Source organism: Lactobacillus xujianguonis (assembly GCF_004009905.1).
In the GTDB taxonomy this organism is placed as follows: domain Bacteria; phylum Bacillota; class Bacilli; order Lactobacillales; family Lactobacillaceae; genus Lactobacillus; species Lactobacillus xujianguonis.
In genome coordinates, this window is sequence record NZ_ML136892.1 from 19,359 (window position 1) to 32,680 (window position 13,322).

Annotated in this window: 12 protein-coding genes; 1 reads left to right on the forward strand and 11 read right to left on the reverse strand. The window is 38.0% G+C overall.

The features are described from left to right. Positions 1-86: 86 nt before the first annotated feature. The 11 genes from EJK17_RS08505 to EJK17_RS08555 all read right to left on the reverse strand — a co-directional run bounded on the left by EJK17_RS08505 (position 87) and on the right by EJK17_RS08555 (position 12,402). On the reverse strand, positions 87-1,811 hold the full coding sequence (locus EJK17_RS08505) for a phospho-sugar mutase (protein ID WP_103662201.1): 1,725 nt from the start codon (positions 1,809-1,811) through the stop codon (positions 87-89). Between the two features lie 103 nt (positions 1,812-1,914). After that, a complete protein-coding gene (gene trxB / locus EJK17_RS08510) occupies positions 1,915-2,847 on the reverse strand; it encodes a thioredoxin-disulfide reductase (protein ID WP_103662200.1) in 933 nt (310 codons plus the stop codon). Positions 2,848-2,920: 73 nt separating this feature from the next. Next, positions 2,921-3,940: an NAD(P)H-dependent glycerol-3-phosphate dehydrogenase gene (locus tag EJK17_RS08515; protein ID WP_103662199.1), complete on the reverse strand. Its 1,020-nt coding sequence runs from the start codon at positions 3,938-3,940 to the stop codon at positions 2,921-2,923. A gap of 29 nt (positions 3,941-3,969) precedes the next feature. Beyond that, a complete protein-coding gene (gene lgt, locus EJK17_RS08520) occupies positions 3,970-4,809 on the reverse strand; it encodes a prolipoprotein diacylglyceryl transferase (protein WP_103662198.1) in 840 nt (279 codons plus the stop codon). Further along, entirely contained in the window at positions 4,809-5,780 is a 972-nt protein-coding gene (gene hprK, locus EJK17_RS08525) for an HPr(Ser) kinase/phosphatase (protein ID WP_103662197.1), read from the reverse strand. The genes lgt and hprK overlap by 1 nt, the downstream gene beginning before the upstream one ends. Positions 5,781-5,791: 11 nt before the next feature. Further along, a complete protein-coding gene (locus EJK17_RS08530) occupies positions 5,792-6,073 on the reverse strand; it encodes a hypothetical protein (protein WP_103662196.1) in 282 nt (93 codons plus the stop codon). Between the two features lie 9 nt (positions 6,074-6,082). Continuing rightward, positions 6,083-7,199 (reverse strand): peptide chain release factor 2 gene (gene prfB / locus EJK17_RS08535; RefSeq protein WP_103662195.1). Its coding sequence is split into 2 segments (ribosomal slippage): positions 6,083-7,126 and positions 7,128-7,199, totalling 1,116 coding nucleotides; the frame shifts between segments, so codons are not numbered across the junction. A 59-nt stretch (positions 7,200-7,258) separates the two neighbouring features. Continuing rightward, positions 7,259-9,658, reverse strand: coding sequence for a preprotein translocase subunit SecA (gene secA / locus EJK17_RS08540; RefSeq protein WP_103662194.1), 2,400 nt, complete (start codon positions 9,656-9,658; stop codon positions 7,259-7,261). A gap of 142 nt (positions 9,659-9,800) precedes the next feature. Continuing rightward, positions 9,801-10,346, reverse strand: coding sequence for a ribosome hibernation-promoting factor, HPF/YfiA family (hpf, locus tag EJK17_RS08545; protein ID WP_103662193.1), 546 nt, complete (start codon positions 10,344-10,346; stop codon positions 9,801-9,803). 80 nt (positions 10,347-10,426) lie between these two features. Next, the gene (locus EJK17_RS08550; RefSeq protein ID WP_103662192.1) at positions 10,427-11,122 is read right to left on the reverse strand and encodes a ComF family protein; all 696 of its coding nucleotides are present in this window, start codon (positions 11,120-11,122) and stop codon (positions 10,427-10,429) included. After that, complete coding sequence (locus EJK17_RS08555) at positions 11,119-12,402, reverse strand: ATP-dependent helicase ComFA (RefSeq protein WP_103662191.1); 1,284 nt, start codon at positions 12,400-12,402, stop codon at positions 11,119-11,121. Before EJK17_RS08555 ends, EJK17_RS08550 begins: the two co-directional genes overlap by 4 nt. Positions 12,403-12,447: 45 nt before the next feature. On the opposite strand from EJK17_RS08555, the gene EJK17_RS08560 reads away from it, so the two are divergent. Beyond that, entirely contained in the window at positions 12,448-13,107 is a 660-nt protein-coding gene (locus tag EJK17_RS08560) for a YigZ family protein (protein ID WP_103662190.1), read from the forward strand. Positions 13,108-13,322 lie beyond the last annotated feature (215 nt).

Below are 13,322 nucleotides of genomic sequence, written 5' to 3' on the forward strand. Positions count from 1 at the left end.
GCAAAAAAAGCTGGACTCTGAGTCCAACTTTTTAAATTAACGTCTTTAATTTTACTACTTCGAACGTGCTTTCGCAGCAAATATGCTTACTTTAATAAATTTGCTAAAGCAGCTTGGTAATCTTTAGCTGCTTGTTCAGCGGTTTGAATATCTTTCTTATTAACGCCAACATAGGCTTTAATGACTGGTTCAGTACCAGATGGCCGCAAAGCTACCCAGGTTTCATCATCAAGGAAGTATTTTAACACATTTGATTCTGGGAAGTCCTCAAGTGGAGTAGTTTTACCATTGGTAATGGTCTCTTTCTTCAAGAAATCTTGAATTTTCAAAACTTTAGCCCCATTGATCTCAGTAAGGTGTTCATCACGTAACTTGCTCATTAAGGCTGCCATCTTCTTTTGGCCGCCGATTCCTGGCATTTCAATGGCACGGGTAATTTCATAAGCAACACCATATTTTTGCCAAATTTCTTGTAAGCCATCAAAGACTGTCATTCCTCTTGAAGCATAGTAGGTGGCCACTTCGGCAAACATTAAAGCCCCTTGCATAGCATCTTTATCTCTGGCAAATGGTTTAAACAAGTAACCGTAACTTTCTTCAAAGCCCATTAAGAATTTGCCATCATTGACCTTCTTCATGCGGTCAACTTCTTCACCGATATACTTAAAGCCAGTCAATACGTGCTTAGTTTTAATGCCAAAGTCTTTAGCAATCTTAAATGGCAAAGCACTTGAAACAACAGAAGTGACAATTTCGTAATCATTAGCTAACTTACCACTTTCTTTTAAATGAACTAATAAGTAGTAAGCCATTAAAGTGGCAATTTGATTCCCAGTCAAAACTTGGAAGGTGCCATCTTCTTTTCTGACAGCAGCTCCCATTCGATCAGCATCAGGGTCAGTGGCAATAATAACATTGGCATTAACTTCATCAGCTAACTTAAAGCCAGGCTTGAAAACATCACGGTATTCAGGGTTAGGTTTAATTGTTGTTGGAAATTCTGGATCAACAATTGATTGGCTTGGAACAGGAATTACATTATCAAACCCGCCTTGTCTGAAGGCACGATCATAAAGCATTTTACCCGTCCCATGAAGCGGTGTATAGATGATCTTTAACTTATCAGCATTTTGCTTAATTAAATCTTGATCAATGTTGACAGCTTTTAATTCATTTAAGTAAGCTTCGTCAACATCTTCACCGATCAATTGCAAAGTACCATTAGCTCTTAATTTAAGTACCGAATCAGCCTTAATGTGGAAAATATCAGTTACCTTTTGGGCATAACTAAATAAGCGATCCGCATTTTCAGGTGCCATTTGTGCCCCATCTTCACCATAAGCTTTGTAACCATTATATTGTTTAGCATTATGTGAAGCAGTAATGTTAATGCCGGCAAAAGTATGTAAATAACGCACAGCAAATGACAATTCAGGTGTTGGTCTTAAATCGTCAAATAAGTAAACATGAATTCCATGCGTTGCTAAAATACGCGCAGCTTGTTCAGCAAATTCTCTAGAGTGATAACGTGAATCAAAAGAAATAGCTACCCCACGCTTTTTAGCTGCTTCACCATTTTCATCAATTAAACGCGCTAAGCCTTCAGTCACCCGACTAACAGTAAATAAGTTAATACGGTTAGTCCCTGGCTCGAGTTTACCTCTCATTCCAGCTGTACCAAAGTTAATATCTTGGCCAAAGGCATCATCAACCCACTTAGGATCTTGACCTAAAGTCTCTAATTGTTCTTGTAAATAATCTGGAAGATTATTAGCTTTTTTCCATTCTGCAAAAGTTTCTTGTGCGTCCATAAAAGCCTCAATTCTAGCTATTATTTATTTTTCCCTCGCTTTTTATTTTACTATTTTTACAGCAAAAGAAAAAAGAAATTCAACAATTGAATTTCTTTTTCTCTTAATCATCTAATTTTGAAAGATAATTATAAGCTTCTTGACCTGCAATACTGCCTTCACCAACGGCAGTCGTAATTTGGCGTAAGTCTTTTTCGCGAACATCACCTAAAGCAAAAACACCAGGAAGCTTAGTTTTCATGTGATCATCAGTCACAATCCAACCTTGTTCATCTAATATGCCTAAATCCTTAAATGGTTCTGTTTGAGCTAAAATTCCAACATAAATAAAGACTCCGGCAACTGGTAAAACTTTTTCTTCACCAGTTTCTTTATCCTTATATTTCACACCAGTGACTTTAGCTTCATCACCTTCAATTGCCTCAGTTTGAGCATTCCAGACAAACTTCATTTTGTCGTTAGCAAAAGCCTTGCTTTGTAATTCTTGCTTAGCCCGCAATTGATCACGACGGTGAATAACTGTCACAGATTTAGCTGATTGCGCCAAATATAGCCCTTCTTGAATAGCAGAATCACCACCACCAATTACAGCCACATCTTCGTCTTTAAAGAAGGCAGCATCACAAACAGCACAGTATGAAACACCCTTACCGGCATATTCATCTTCACCAGTTACATTCAAATGCTTATGAACTGCGCCTGTTGCCAAGATGACAACTTTAGCTTCATACTCAGCTGTATCAGTAATAACTCTCTTAATTAGGCCTTCATCCTTAACTGTTTGGACATCACCGTAGCCAAATTCTGCTCCTGCATTAGTAGCAGTTTGGTACATTTTTTCACCTAATTCTGGTCCTTGAATATCAACGAAGCCAGGATAATTGTCAATTCCAGCTGTATTATTCATTTGACCACCATAGATGCCGCGATCAAGAATCATTACTGACAGATTGGCTCTTGCAGCATAAAGAGCTGCCGTTAGCCCACCAGGGCCACCACCGATTACAATTACATCAAACTTTTTATCATCAGCCATACTTTACCTCGCAATGCTTACTATTTAAAAGTATCATACTATATTTACAGCATGTGATAAAATCATTTGCTTTTTAAAGACGAATTTCAGGCTTTGGTGCACGTCCCATCATCTTGGTAATTTCGTCTTCAACATTAGTGTTTTCATAAAGAACACGGTAAATTGCTTCACTAATTGGCATATCGATATCTTTTTCTTGGCACAATTCATGAACTGCCTTAACAGTAGTTGTCCCTTCAACAACTTGACCCATATTCTTTAATACGTAGTCTAAAGTCTTGCCTTCACCGATTTGCTTACCAGCACGCCAATTCCGTGAGTTAACTGAGGTACAAGTTACGATTAAATCACCAATTCCTGATAAACCACTAAAGGTCATTGGCTTAGCCCCGAAGTAGTTAACACCTAAACGAGCAATTTCAGCTAACCCTCTAGTCATTAAAGCAGCCTTGGCATCATCACCATAACCTTGACCAACTAAAATTCCGGCTGCAATAGCGATAACATTCTTAACAGCGCCACCAACTTCAACTCCAACTAAATCATCATTGGTGTAGAAACGAACATAGTTATTTGAAAAGATCTTTTGGACTAACTTAGCGTTTTCTTCATCAGTTGAAGCACAAGCAATCGCAGTTAAATCTTTTTGCGCAACATTTTCTGCATGACTTGGACCTGAAATAGCAACAATCTTGTCACCATCATTTGGATAAATTTCTTCCATCAAAATATCGGAAATTAATTTTTTGCTTCCTGGTTCAATTCCTTTAGTAGCAGTAACTAATAAAGGCTTGGTACCTAACTTGTCTAAAACTTGACGAACGTTCTTAGCAACAATTCTAACTGCCTTAGTTGGCAATACAAATAAAACAATCTCAGCCCCAGTTAAAGCTGTTTCCAAATCACCAGTTGCATTAGCACTTGGATTTAATGACCAATCTTTCATGTAATGAGTGTTAGTATGATGAGCATTAATTTCTTCATTAACGCTGTCATTATTACCATAAAGAATTACATCATTACCATTATCAGCAAGCATTGAGCCCAATACTGAACCCCATGAACCATTACCTAAAACTGCAATTTTTGTCATTTTCTCTCTCAATCTTTCTAGTCAAATAATTAATTTCTAGTATATGGATATTTTAAACCACTACCATCAAGATACCACTTTGGCTTTACTTTTACACGACGATATATTAACAAGCCTAACATCACTAAGAATAAAATGATACTTAAAGCTTGTGAGACCCGAATTGTACCAAAAATGTATAAACTATCCGTTCTCATCCCTTCAACAAAGAAGCGAACTACAGCGTACCACATTACATAGGTCATGAAAACTTCACCTTGTTTAAAAAGGTGCTTCCGATGCCGCAAACTAAGAATCAAAATTAAACCAATTAAGTTAAAAAATAATTCATATAAAAAGGTTGGTTGATAGTACACGCCATTCACTTTCATTTGCTGAATAATAAATTCTGGCAAATGCAAACTTTGCAAAAAGCTAAGAGTCGTCCGAGCGCCATGGGCTTCTTGATTGACAAAATTACCCCAACGGCCTAAGATTTGCGCAGCCATAACACCAGGAGCAACTATATCCAAAATTAAAAATGGCGGCAACATTCTTTTATAACAAAAAACTAGTAAAACAACTAGGCCAGCGAGTAAACCGCCATAGATGGCCACCCCGCCATTCCAAATGGCAATAATTTGATCTGGATGTTGAGAATAATAGCCCCATTCAAAGATTACATAATAAAGTCGCGCTCCGACATAGCCTAACGGCACACCCCATAAAAGCAAGTCCACAAAATCATCAGGACTGACTTGTCTTTTTTTACCTTCGTTAATTGCCATTGCTACGGCTAAAATAATGGCAACAGCCATTATTATACCGTACCATTTGACACTTAAACTGCCTAAACGAAAGGCTACCGGATTGATTATCAAAGACAACATTAGTGATGTTCCTTTTCTTTAGACTTTTCAGTATCTTTTTTAGAATTATCAGAAATTAAGCTGGCTAAATTTTCATCAAACTTTTGTGAAGCATCAAAGCCCATCTTTTTAGCTCTAAAGTTCATCGCAGCTACTTCGATAATAATTTCAATATTACGTCCAACCTTCACTGGAATTGTGACTTGTGGTACACGGACATTACAAATTTCACGCGTATCTTCTTGCAGGCCTAAACGATCATAGTTGGCATTGTTATCCCAATTTACCAGGTTGATGACTAACTGGATTTCTGTTCGATCCTTAACGGCACCAGCACCAAATAAATTCATCACATCAATAATACCGATTCCACGAATTTCCATTAAGTGCTTTAAAATCTTAGGAGCTTCACCCATGACCGTTTCGTGATCTTTTTGATAAACATCTACACGGTCATCTGCGATTAACCGGTGACCACGATGAACCAAGCCCAACGCAGTTTCTGATTTTCCGACACCTGAAGCACCAGTTAAGAGAACCCCCATCCCTTTGATTTCGACTAATACCCCATGGATGCTTGTTCTAGCTGCTAAGCGCTGACGTAAATAATCAGTCAAAATACTGGATAGATAAGTTGTAGATTCAGAAGAATGTAAAATCGGAATCTTTGCTTGTTCAGCTGCTTCTTTTAATTCTTCTGGTATCGGCAAAGAGCGTGAAATCAAAAAGCAAGGTGTTTCAGGTGTACACATCTTGGTGAAAACTCGCTTACGAATATCGTGATCCAGCCGAGCGGCATAAGAAATCTCAGTTTTACCTAACAACTGAATGCGCTGTTTAGGATAAAAATCAAAGTAACCCGTTAATTCTAGGCCAGGCCGATAAATATCGGATACCTTAAGCCTAGTATCAGCCACATATTCTTCACCTTGTTCGACATGAATGACACTAATGTCTCGAATTAATTTAGGTAATTTTACAAATTCAACCATTTTTCTTACCTCTATTTATTTTTATCATCAATATCCTTGGTAGTAACGTTTTTCGCCTTTTTTCGTGGCGGAGTCTGATTAGAATAAGACCTAAACCAATCATACTCCGTCTGTGTCTTAGTTGAAGAAAGATTCTTATCCTTTTTGGCAAAGAAGCGATAATACAACCAAATTAACAGAATAGCTACTGCCGCTACTGGAATTAAAGCAATAAAAATATGGAAAAAGACAAACAACAAAGCTAAAACAATAGCCGCAACTAAAACTAGTGAAACAATTCCTGCAAATGTCATTTTCTCACCCTATTCTGGATTATCTTGGCTTAAAAGCCATTGCAAATATGCATAAATAAACGGCTGTAAATTACCGTCCATGACGCCAGAAGTATCAGAAGTCTCATATCCTGTGCGTAAATCCTTCACTAAATTGTACGGATGGAAGACGTATGAACGAATTTGTGAGCCCCAACCAATTTCTTTTTGTTCACCTTTCAAAGCTTGCTTTTGTTGCCGCTTTTTCTCTTCTTCTAAGTGGAACAGTTTAGCCTTCAATTCATTCATGGCCGTTTCACGGTTTTGCAATTGTGAACGTTGAGCTTGTGAAGTAGTTACGATTCCAGTTGGCAAGTGCGTAATTCTAACGGCACTAGAAGTTTTGTTAATGTGCTGGCCACCAGCCCCGCTTGAACGATAAACATCAATCCGCAAATCCTTTGGATCAATATCAATTTGAATACTATCGTCAACTTCAGGAATAACTTCAACCGATGCAAAAGAAGTATGACGTCTTTTAGCAGAATCAAAAGGTGAAATCCGCACTAAGCGATGGACACCGTTTTCACTTTTAAGCATCCCATAAGCATTCTTACCAACGATCCGAATACTTACGCTTTTAACTCCTGCTTCTTCTCCAGGCTCGTAATCATTAACTTCAAACTTAAAGCCAGCCTGATCGCAGTACCGTTGATACATCCGTAAAAGCATTGCCGCCCAGTCCATAGCTTCAGTACCACCAGCACCAGGGTGGATTTCCATCAAAGCATTATGATCATCATATTTACCAGCTAATAACAAATCTAATTCATATTTATGGAATTTTTCTCTTAATGAGGCCAAATCTGTTTCAACTTCAGTCTTTAAATCTGGATCTGGCATTTCTCGCAACAATTCTAAGGCTGTAGTTTCATCTTCATAACCTTTTTGTAAAGCAATAAATGAATCTCTTTTTTCCTTAAGCACATTGTTTTCACTGATTAATTTTTGAGCTTTAGCTTGATCATTCCAAAAATCAGGTTCTGCCATTTTGGCTTCATTCATTTCGATGCTTTCATTAATTGCATCTAAGTCAAAGAGACCCCCTAAAGTGATCGAGACGTTTCTTTAATTCGTCAAGCACACTTTGAATTTCACTAATATCCATTTTCTCACCTAATATTTTTAGCAAAAAAAGGGAAAGTTGATCACTTCCCCTTCTTATCGTTAACGACTTAAGTTTTGTCTAATTTCAGCCTTCATGAATAACCGTGTAACATCAAATTCAATGTTTGAAACCATTTCTTCAAACATTCTGTAACCTGAATCTTGGTATTCAACCAATGGGTTCAATTGTCCATAACCACGAAGACCAATTGACTGACGAAGTTGATCCATGGCATCGATATGATCAGTCCAACGATCATCAACGACCCGCAAGATAACAACCTTTTCAAATTCAAGCATTTGTGCAGGATCGCCCAATGCTTTTTCTTTATCTTCAAAGTTTTGTTCAACGAGATCGTAAAGTTTCTTCTTTAAATCTTCAACGCTAATCGTCTTAAAGTTAATGGCATCAGCGTTTTCTTCAGAAGTTAAACTTGAAACGATGAAATCGCGGAGTGAATCAATCCGCCAATCTTTACGATCACCTTGGGTAAACATTGCTACTTGGTGATCAATTGTACGATGAATCATTGGAATTAACACATTCTTCAATGACTTATCTGCATCAATGACTTGCATTCTTTCACCGTAAATAATTTCACGCTGAATTCTCATAACATCATCGTATTGCAAAGTTTGCTTACGCGTATCGTAGTTGTTACCTTCAACACGCTTTTGGGCGGATTCAACTTGACGAGTAATTAACCGACTTTCGATAACCTTGTCGTCATCATTATCTGACAAACGGTCCAAAAAGTCCCTAACTCGTTCACCACCAAATCGCTTCATCAAGTCATCTTCAAGTGACAAGTAGAAACGAGTGTAACCAGGGTCCCCCTGACGACCAGAACGACCACGAAGCTGGTTATCGATACGACGTGATTCGTGACGTTCAGTACCAATAACAGCTAAACCGCCAAGTTCCTTAACACCAGGCCCAAGTTTAATGTCAGTACCACGACCGGCCATGTTAGTGGCGATCGTAACTGCCCCACGCTGACCAGCATTCATAATAATTTGCGCTTCTTTAGCGTGGTTCTTGGCATTCAAAACTGCGTGTGGAATACCTGCTTCATCAAGCAAATGACTAAGACGCTCGGAACTTTCGATCGCAACAGTACCAACTAAGACAGGTTGTCCCTTAGCATGACGTGCTTTGATTTCTTCAACAACTGCGTGGAATTTTGAATCTAAAGTTGGATACAAAATATCGGACATGTCTTTTCTGGCAATTGGTCGGTTAGTTGGAATCGTAATTACCTGCATGTTGTAGATTTCACGGAATTCTTCTTCTTCAGTCTTAGCCGTACCAGTCATCCCTGACAATTTCTTGTACATTCTGAAGAAGTTCTGGTAAGTAATTGTAGCTTGGGTCTTAGATTCTTCTTGAATCTTAACGCCTTCTTTAGCTTCAATGGCTTGGTGCAAACCGTCTGAGTAACGACGTCCTTCCATTACACGACCAGTAAAGGAATCAACGATCATTACTTCTCCGTTTTGCACAACGTAGTCGATATCCTTCAACATGATGTAGTTAGCCCGCAAAGCTTGGTCAATGTGGTGAACCAACTTTTGGTTTTCCACATCATACAAGTTCTTCAAGCCAAAGTGTTCACAGGCTTTCTTAATTCCAGTTCTAGTTAAAGAAATGGTCTTAGTTGGCCAGTCAATCTTATAATCACCATAATCTTTGTCATCGTCTGCATCATTATCACTCTTATCTTCAGATAAGGTCTTAACGAAACGATCGGCACGAATATAGTCACTATTAGCTTGCTCTGCTTGCCCAGAAATGATCAAAGGAGTTCTAGCTTCATCAATTAAAATTGAGTCTACTTCGTCAATGATGGCATAGTTTAAAGGACGTTGTACCATTTGTTCCTTATAAACAACCATGTTGTCACGCAAGTAGTCAAACCCTAATTCTGAGTTAGTGGAATAAGTAACATCACAATTGTAAGCTTCCCGCTTTTCATCAGGTGACATTGAGTTCAAGTTCAAACCAACAGTCAAACCTAACCACTTGTAAAGTTGACCCATTTCTTCTTCGTCACGGCTAGACAAATATTCGTTAACCGTAACAACGTGGACACCTTTTCCTTCTAAGGCGTTCAAATACACTGGCATAGTAGCAGTCAAAGTCTTACCTTCACCAGTCATCATTTCTGAAATGTTACCAAAGTGTAAGGAAATCCCACCAAGAATTTGAACGTGGAAAGGATACAGACCTAAAACACGCTTAGCTCCTTCACGAGAAACAGCAAAGGCTTCTGGTAAAAGGTCATCCAAGGTTTCTCCATTCTTTAAACGTTCACGAAATTCTGGAGTTTTTGCCTTTAATTCATCATCTGAAAGCTTAGCCATTTCGTCAGCATAGCTTTCTACTTTATTTGCTAATTTTTCAAATTTTTTAAGTTCACGCTTATCTGCGTCATAAAGTTTCTTTAAAATATTTGCCATTAAATCGGTCCCTTATATGTTGAAAGTCTAAAAATACAGATTAATTTTACCATGAATATCCGTAAATTCAAAAAATTCACAATAAAAGCCTCGTGCTTTTGCGCGAGACTTCATTGAATTCATTAGTTTGCGGTTAAATATTTTATTCGTTAGTTTCGATCAAGCCGTAACGACCATCGTTTCTGCGGTAAACTACGCTAGTGCCGTTAGTTTCTGCATCTTGGAAAACGAAGAAGTCGTGTTCAAGCATATCCATTTGCAAAATTGCTTCTTCTGGATCCATTGGCTTCAAGCTGACACGCTTGTTACGAACAATATCGAATTTACTTGGCTTCTTTTCGTCTTCTTCAGGAGCTTCAACAAAGAAATCTTGCAAGCCCTTTTCACGACTCTTTCTATTAACACGAGTCTTGTATTTTCTAATTTGACGTTCAAGTTTTTCTGAAACAAAGTCAATACTACGATACATATCGTCCGTGGTTTCTTCAGCTCTTAAAACTAAGTATGGTAATGGAATAGTAACTTCCACTTTAGCTGAATGATCACGGTAAACTTTTAAGTTTACGTGAGCAATAACATCTTGATTTAATTCAAAATACTTCTCCAGCTTATTTAATCTTTTTTCTACGTAACTTCTTAAAGCATCAGTTACTTCAATATTTTCTCCACGAACATTGTACTTTAACATATAAGATTCTCCTTTCACCGCAAAGCGGTTTTTCTTTACACTTTTATTATAGCAAAAAATGTAAGCGTTTCATAATAAATCTAGCGACAAATTGAAAAACTTTCAATTTGCGCATCAGGAAACTCTTCAAGCACCTTGTCCCGGGCATGATAAAGCGTTCTGCCCGTTGTATAAATGTCGTCTAATAGTAAAATTCTTCCTTGACTTATATTATCAGCTAAATGCTGGTCAGTTTCAAGATAAAAGGCTTGTGGACTCAATAACCGCTCTTGCTTATTCTTTTCCCCTTGTGCGCCACTTTTTTCATATTTTTTCAAAAGTGGCGTTAGAGGAACTAGTTCAGCAAAAATAGCAGAAATTGTATCAAATTGTCTTGTTGCTTGGTGTTCTGGTGAAGTTGGGATCGGAATATAACAGTCAAATTTTAATTTAGCTAATTCCTTAGCGCACAATGCCTGTAAAACCTCACGTAAGGCGTAATCACCATACCTCTTATAATTCACCATCAAATCATGAAAACTGTCGTTATAGCGATATAAAGCGTGATGCTTCAGCAATTTGTGAGGATAAATCTTGGTCCAATTTTGACAGTCTCGACACACGCCTTCTGTCGATAAATTTTTATCACAATACCGGCAACGAATTTTGGTCAATTTTTCAAATTTCTTCATGCATTGTGTGCAGAATTTATGCTGGCCGGCCTTTTTTAAAGAAAAAAGTTCAATCCATGATAACTCCGGAATAAATACTTGTTGGCACAACAGACAAATATTCATCGATTCATCTCCTTAATTTGTAAAATTGCGTCACGGATATTTTGGGTATAGCGATGATAACAATACAAAACCAAGCCATCTGGATCATCCTTCGCTCGTCCTACTCGTCCCGCTATTTGAACCAAACTAGCCGTGGTATAAATCGCATCATCGGCAGCAACAATGATTACCCACACATTTTTAAAAGTTACCCCTCGTTCTAAAATAGTAGTTGTAACTAAAATATCTAACTTTCGTTCACGAAATTCCTGCACCTTTTCTATTCGCTGCGGATCAGCAGCATGAACGCCTTTAACTTTCAGCTGCTTTAACTCCGCATCTTGGGCTAAAGCCTTTAAATACGCAGGAATTTCTTCTACTCGCGGCACAAACAATAGTAATGGGTGCCCTGCTTGAATCACCTTTTTTACTTCTTTGAGTAAATGTGGATTAATCCTTTCTTTTTTCAAAAATTGTCTAAAAAACAGTTTTTCCTTTGGCACCGGTAATAAACCACCATGGAAACGCCGTTTAAGCTTTAAAATCTCTAACTTACCGGCTTTAGCCTCAGCTAATAAATCTGCAGTTGGCGTTGCTGTTAAATAAGCCCGCATCCCGCTTTTCTTAACTGCATACTTAGCAGCAAAATGTAACTGGGCATTGCCCACATAGGGAAAAGAGTCTACCTCATCAATCACTAAGAGATCAAAGGCTTGATAAAATTTCATTAATTGGTGCGTAGTACAAATCGTTAGCTGTTCAAGCCCTGGTTCACGAAACTCACGACCATGATATTTCCCAATCGCAATCTCTTGAAATGCTGCTTGAAAACGCGGAAAGAGCTCATTTACCACGTCAATTCTAGGTGTTGCAATACATGCCCGCTGCCCCTGACGCATACACTCCGCAATCAATTGAAAGAGCATTTCAGTTTTACCAGCTCCTGTCACGGCATGAACCAAAGTATTTTTTCGGTTATGGAAATTTTTGACCAAGGCAGTTGAGATTTTCTCTTGTTGCTCAGTCAATTTTCCCTGCCAAGTTAGGCCACCATTTTTAACAGGTGAAAATAACTCCTCTTGGACATTTCTAATTAAGTAATCACCTTCAACTACTCGTCCAATTCCAATACATGCCTGGCAATAATACTTGCCACTAGGCAATTTTGCCTTTACCTTGCTACCACATCGATTGCAAATTCCGGCTGCAATTGCTACAATTTGCTTGCAATCCTTAAAGGTGTGAGAATCTGCTTGGCTAGCTAGCCACTGCCGGCCAGCTAATTGAGTTAAATCTTCCATCTTTTTTCCTCCCACTATTAATTACGCAAAAAGAGGCGATTTTTTTTGGCAGAAAAAGAAAATTTTTTAACAATTAAAGAAAATGGGGAGCATCAAATTATCATTAAAAAGAGCAAATTCATTGCCAGCTTAGCACGCACGACTAGCGTTCAAGAAGCAAATGATTTTATTGCTGAAATTTCAAAAAAGTATCACGATGCAACGCACAACACTTATGCTTATACAATTGGCTTAAATGATGATCATGTTAAAGCAAGTGATAACGGTGAGCCTTCAGGAACCGCAGGCGTCCCTGAATTGAAAGCCTTACAATTAATGAATTTAAAAAATGTAACTGTTGTAGTTACAAGATACTTTGGTGGAATTAAGTTAGGTGCTGGTGGCTTAATCAGAGCTTACTCAAACAGTGTTACTGAAGGAGTTCAGGCAATCGGGGTAATCAAGCGAGTATTGCAACAAGAATTGACTTTTTCTGTTGCTTATAACCGCTTCGATGAAATTGATCACTACTTAAAAGAAAAGCAGATTTATGTGGCTAACACTGAATATGGTGTTGATGTAAAAATTAGTGTCTTTTTAGATGAAAAAGATTTAGAGTGGTTTAAAAATGACCTCATTAATTTACTTTCAGGTAAAGTCGAATTTACTAAAGGTGAACAACGCTATAATGAAAGTAAGCGTAAAAAACTGAAGTATCTTTCTTAGCTCCCATTTTTCGGCTATTCTTATCTCATAGACTTAAGGAGGCAAAGAATATGCTTGAAAAGAAGCAGCCAATTGTGGCTCTAGATCGTCCACAAAAGCCTAAAAAGACACGTCCACCACGCAATAACTTGATGCTCAGCTTAAAAAAGAATAATCTTGAGCTCACTCTATATAGTTCCCTTGATCCTGATATCCTGAACAAGATTTTGAGTAAG

Bases quoted from the DNA above. Each gene is read 5' to 3' on its own strand.
- EJK17_RS08515 (WP_103662199.1), bottom strand. From the start codon at position 3,940: ATGACAAAAATTGCAGTTTTAGGTAATGGTTCATGGGGTTCAGTATTG.
- secA (WP_103662194.1), bottom strand. From the start codon at position 9,658: ATGGCAAATATTTTAAAGAAACTTTATGACGCAGATAAGCGTGAACTT.
- EJK17_RS08530 (WP_103662196.1), bottom strand. From the start codon at position 6,073: ATGACATTTGCAGGAATTGTTTCACTAGTTTTAGTTGCGGCTATTGTT.
- lgt (WP_103662198.1), bottom strand. From the start codon at position 4,809: ATGTTGTCTTTGATAATCAATCCGGTAGCCTTTCGTTTAGGCAGTTTA.
- EJK17_RS08550 (WP_103662192.1), bottom strand. From the start codon at position 11,122: ATGAATATTTGTCTGTTGTGCCAACAAGTATTTATTCCGGAGTTATCA.
- hprK (WP_103662197.1), bottom strand. From the start codon at position 5,780: ATGGTTGAATTTGTAAAATTACCTAAATTAATTCGAGACATTAGTGTC.
- hpf (WP_103662193.1), bottom strand. From the start codon at position 10,346: ATGTTAAAGTACAATGTTCGTGGAGAAAATATTGAAGTAACTGATGCT.
- EJK17_RS08505 (WP_103662201.1), bottom strand. From the start codon at position 1,811: ATGGACGCACAAGAAACTTTTGCAGAATGGAAAAAAGCTAATAATCTT.
- EJK17_RS08555 (WP_103662191.1), bottom strand. From the start codon at position 12,402: ATGGAAGATTTAACTCAATTAGCTGGCCGGCAGTGGCTAGCTAGCCAA.
- trxB (WP_103662200.1), bottom strand. From the start codon at position 2,847: ATGGCTGATGATAAAAAGTTTGATGTAATTGTAATCGGTGGTGGCCCT.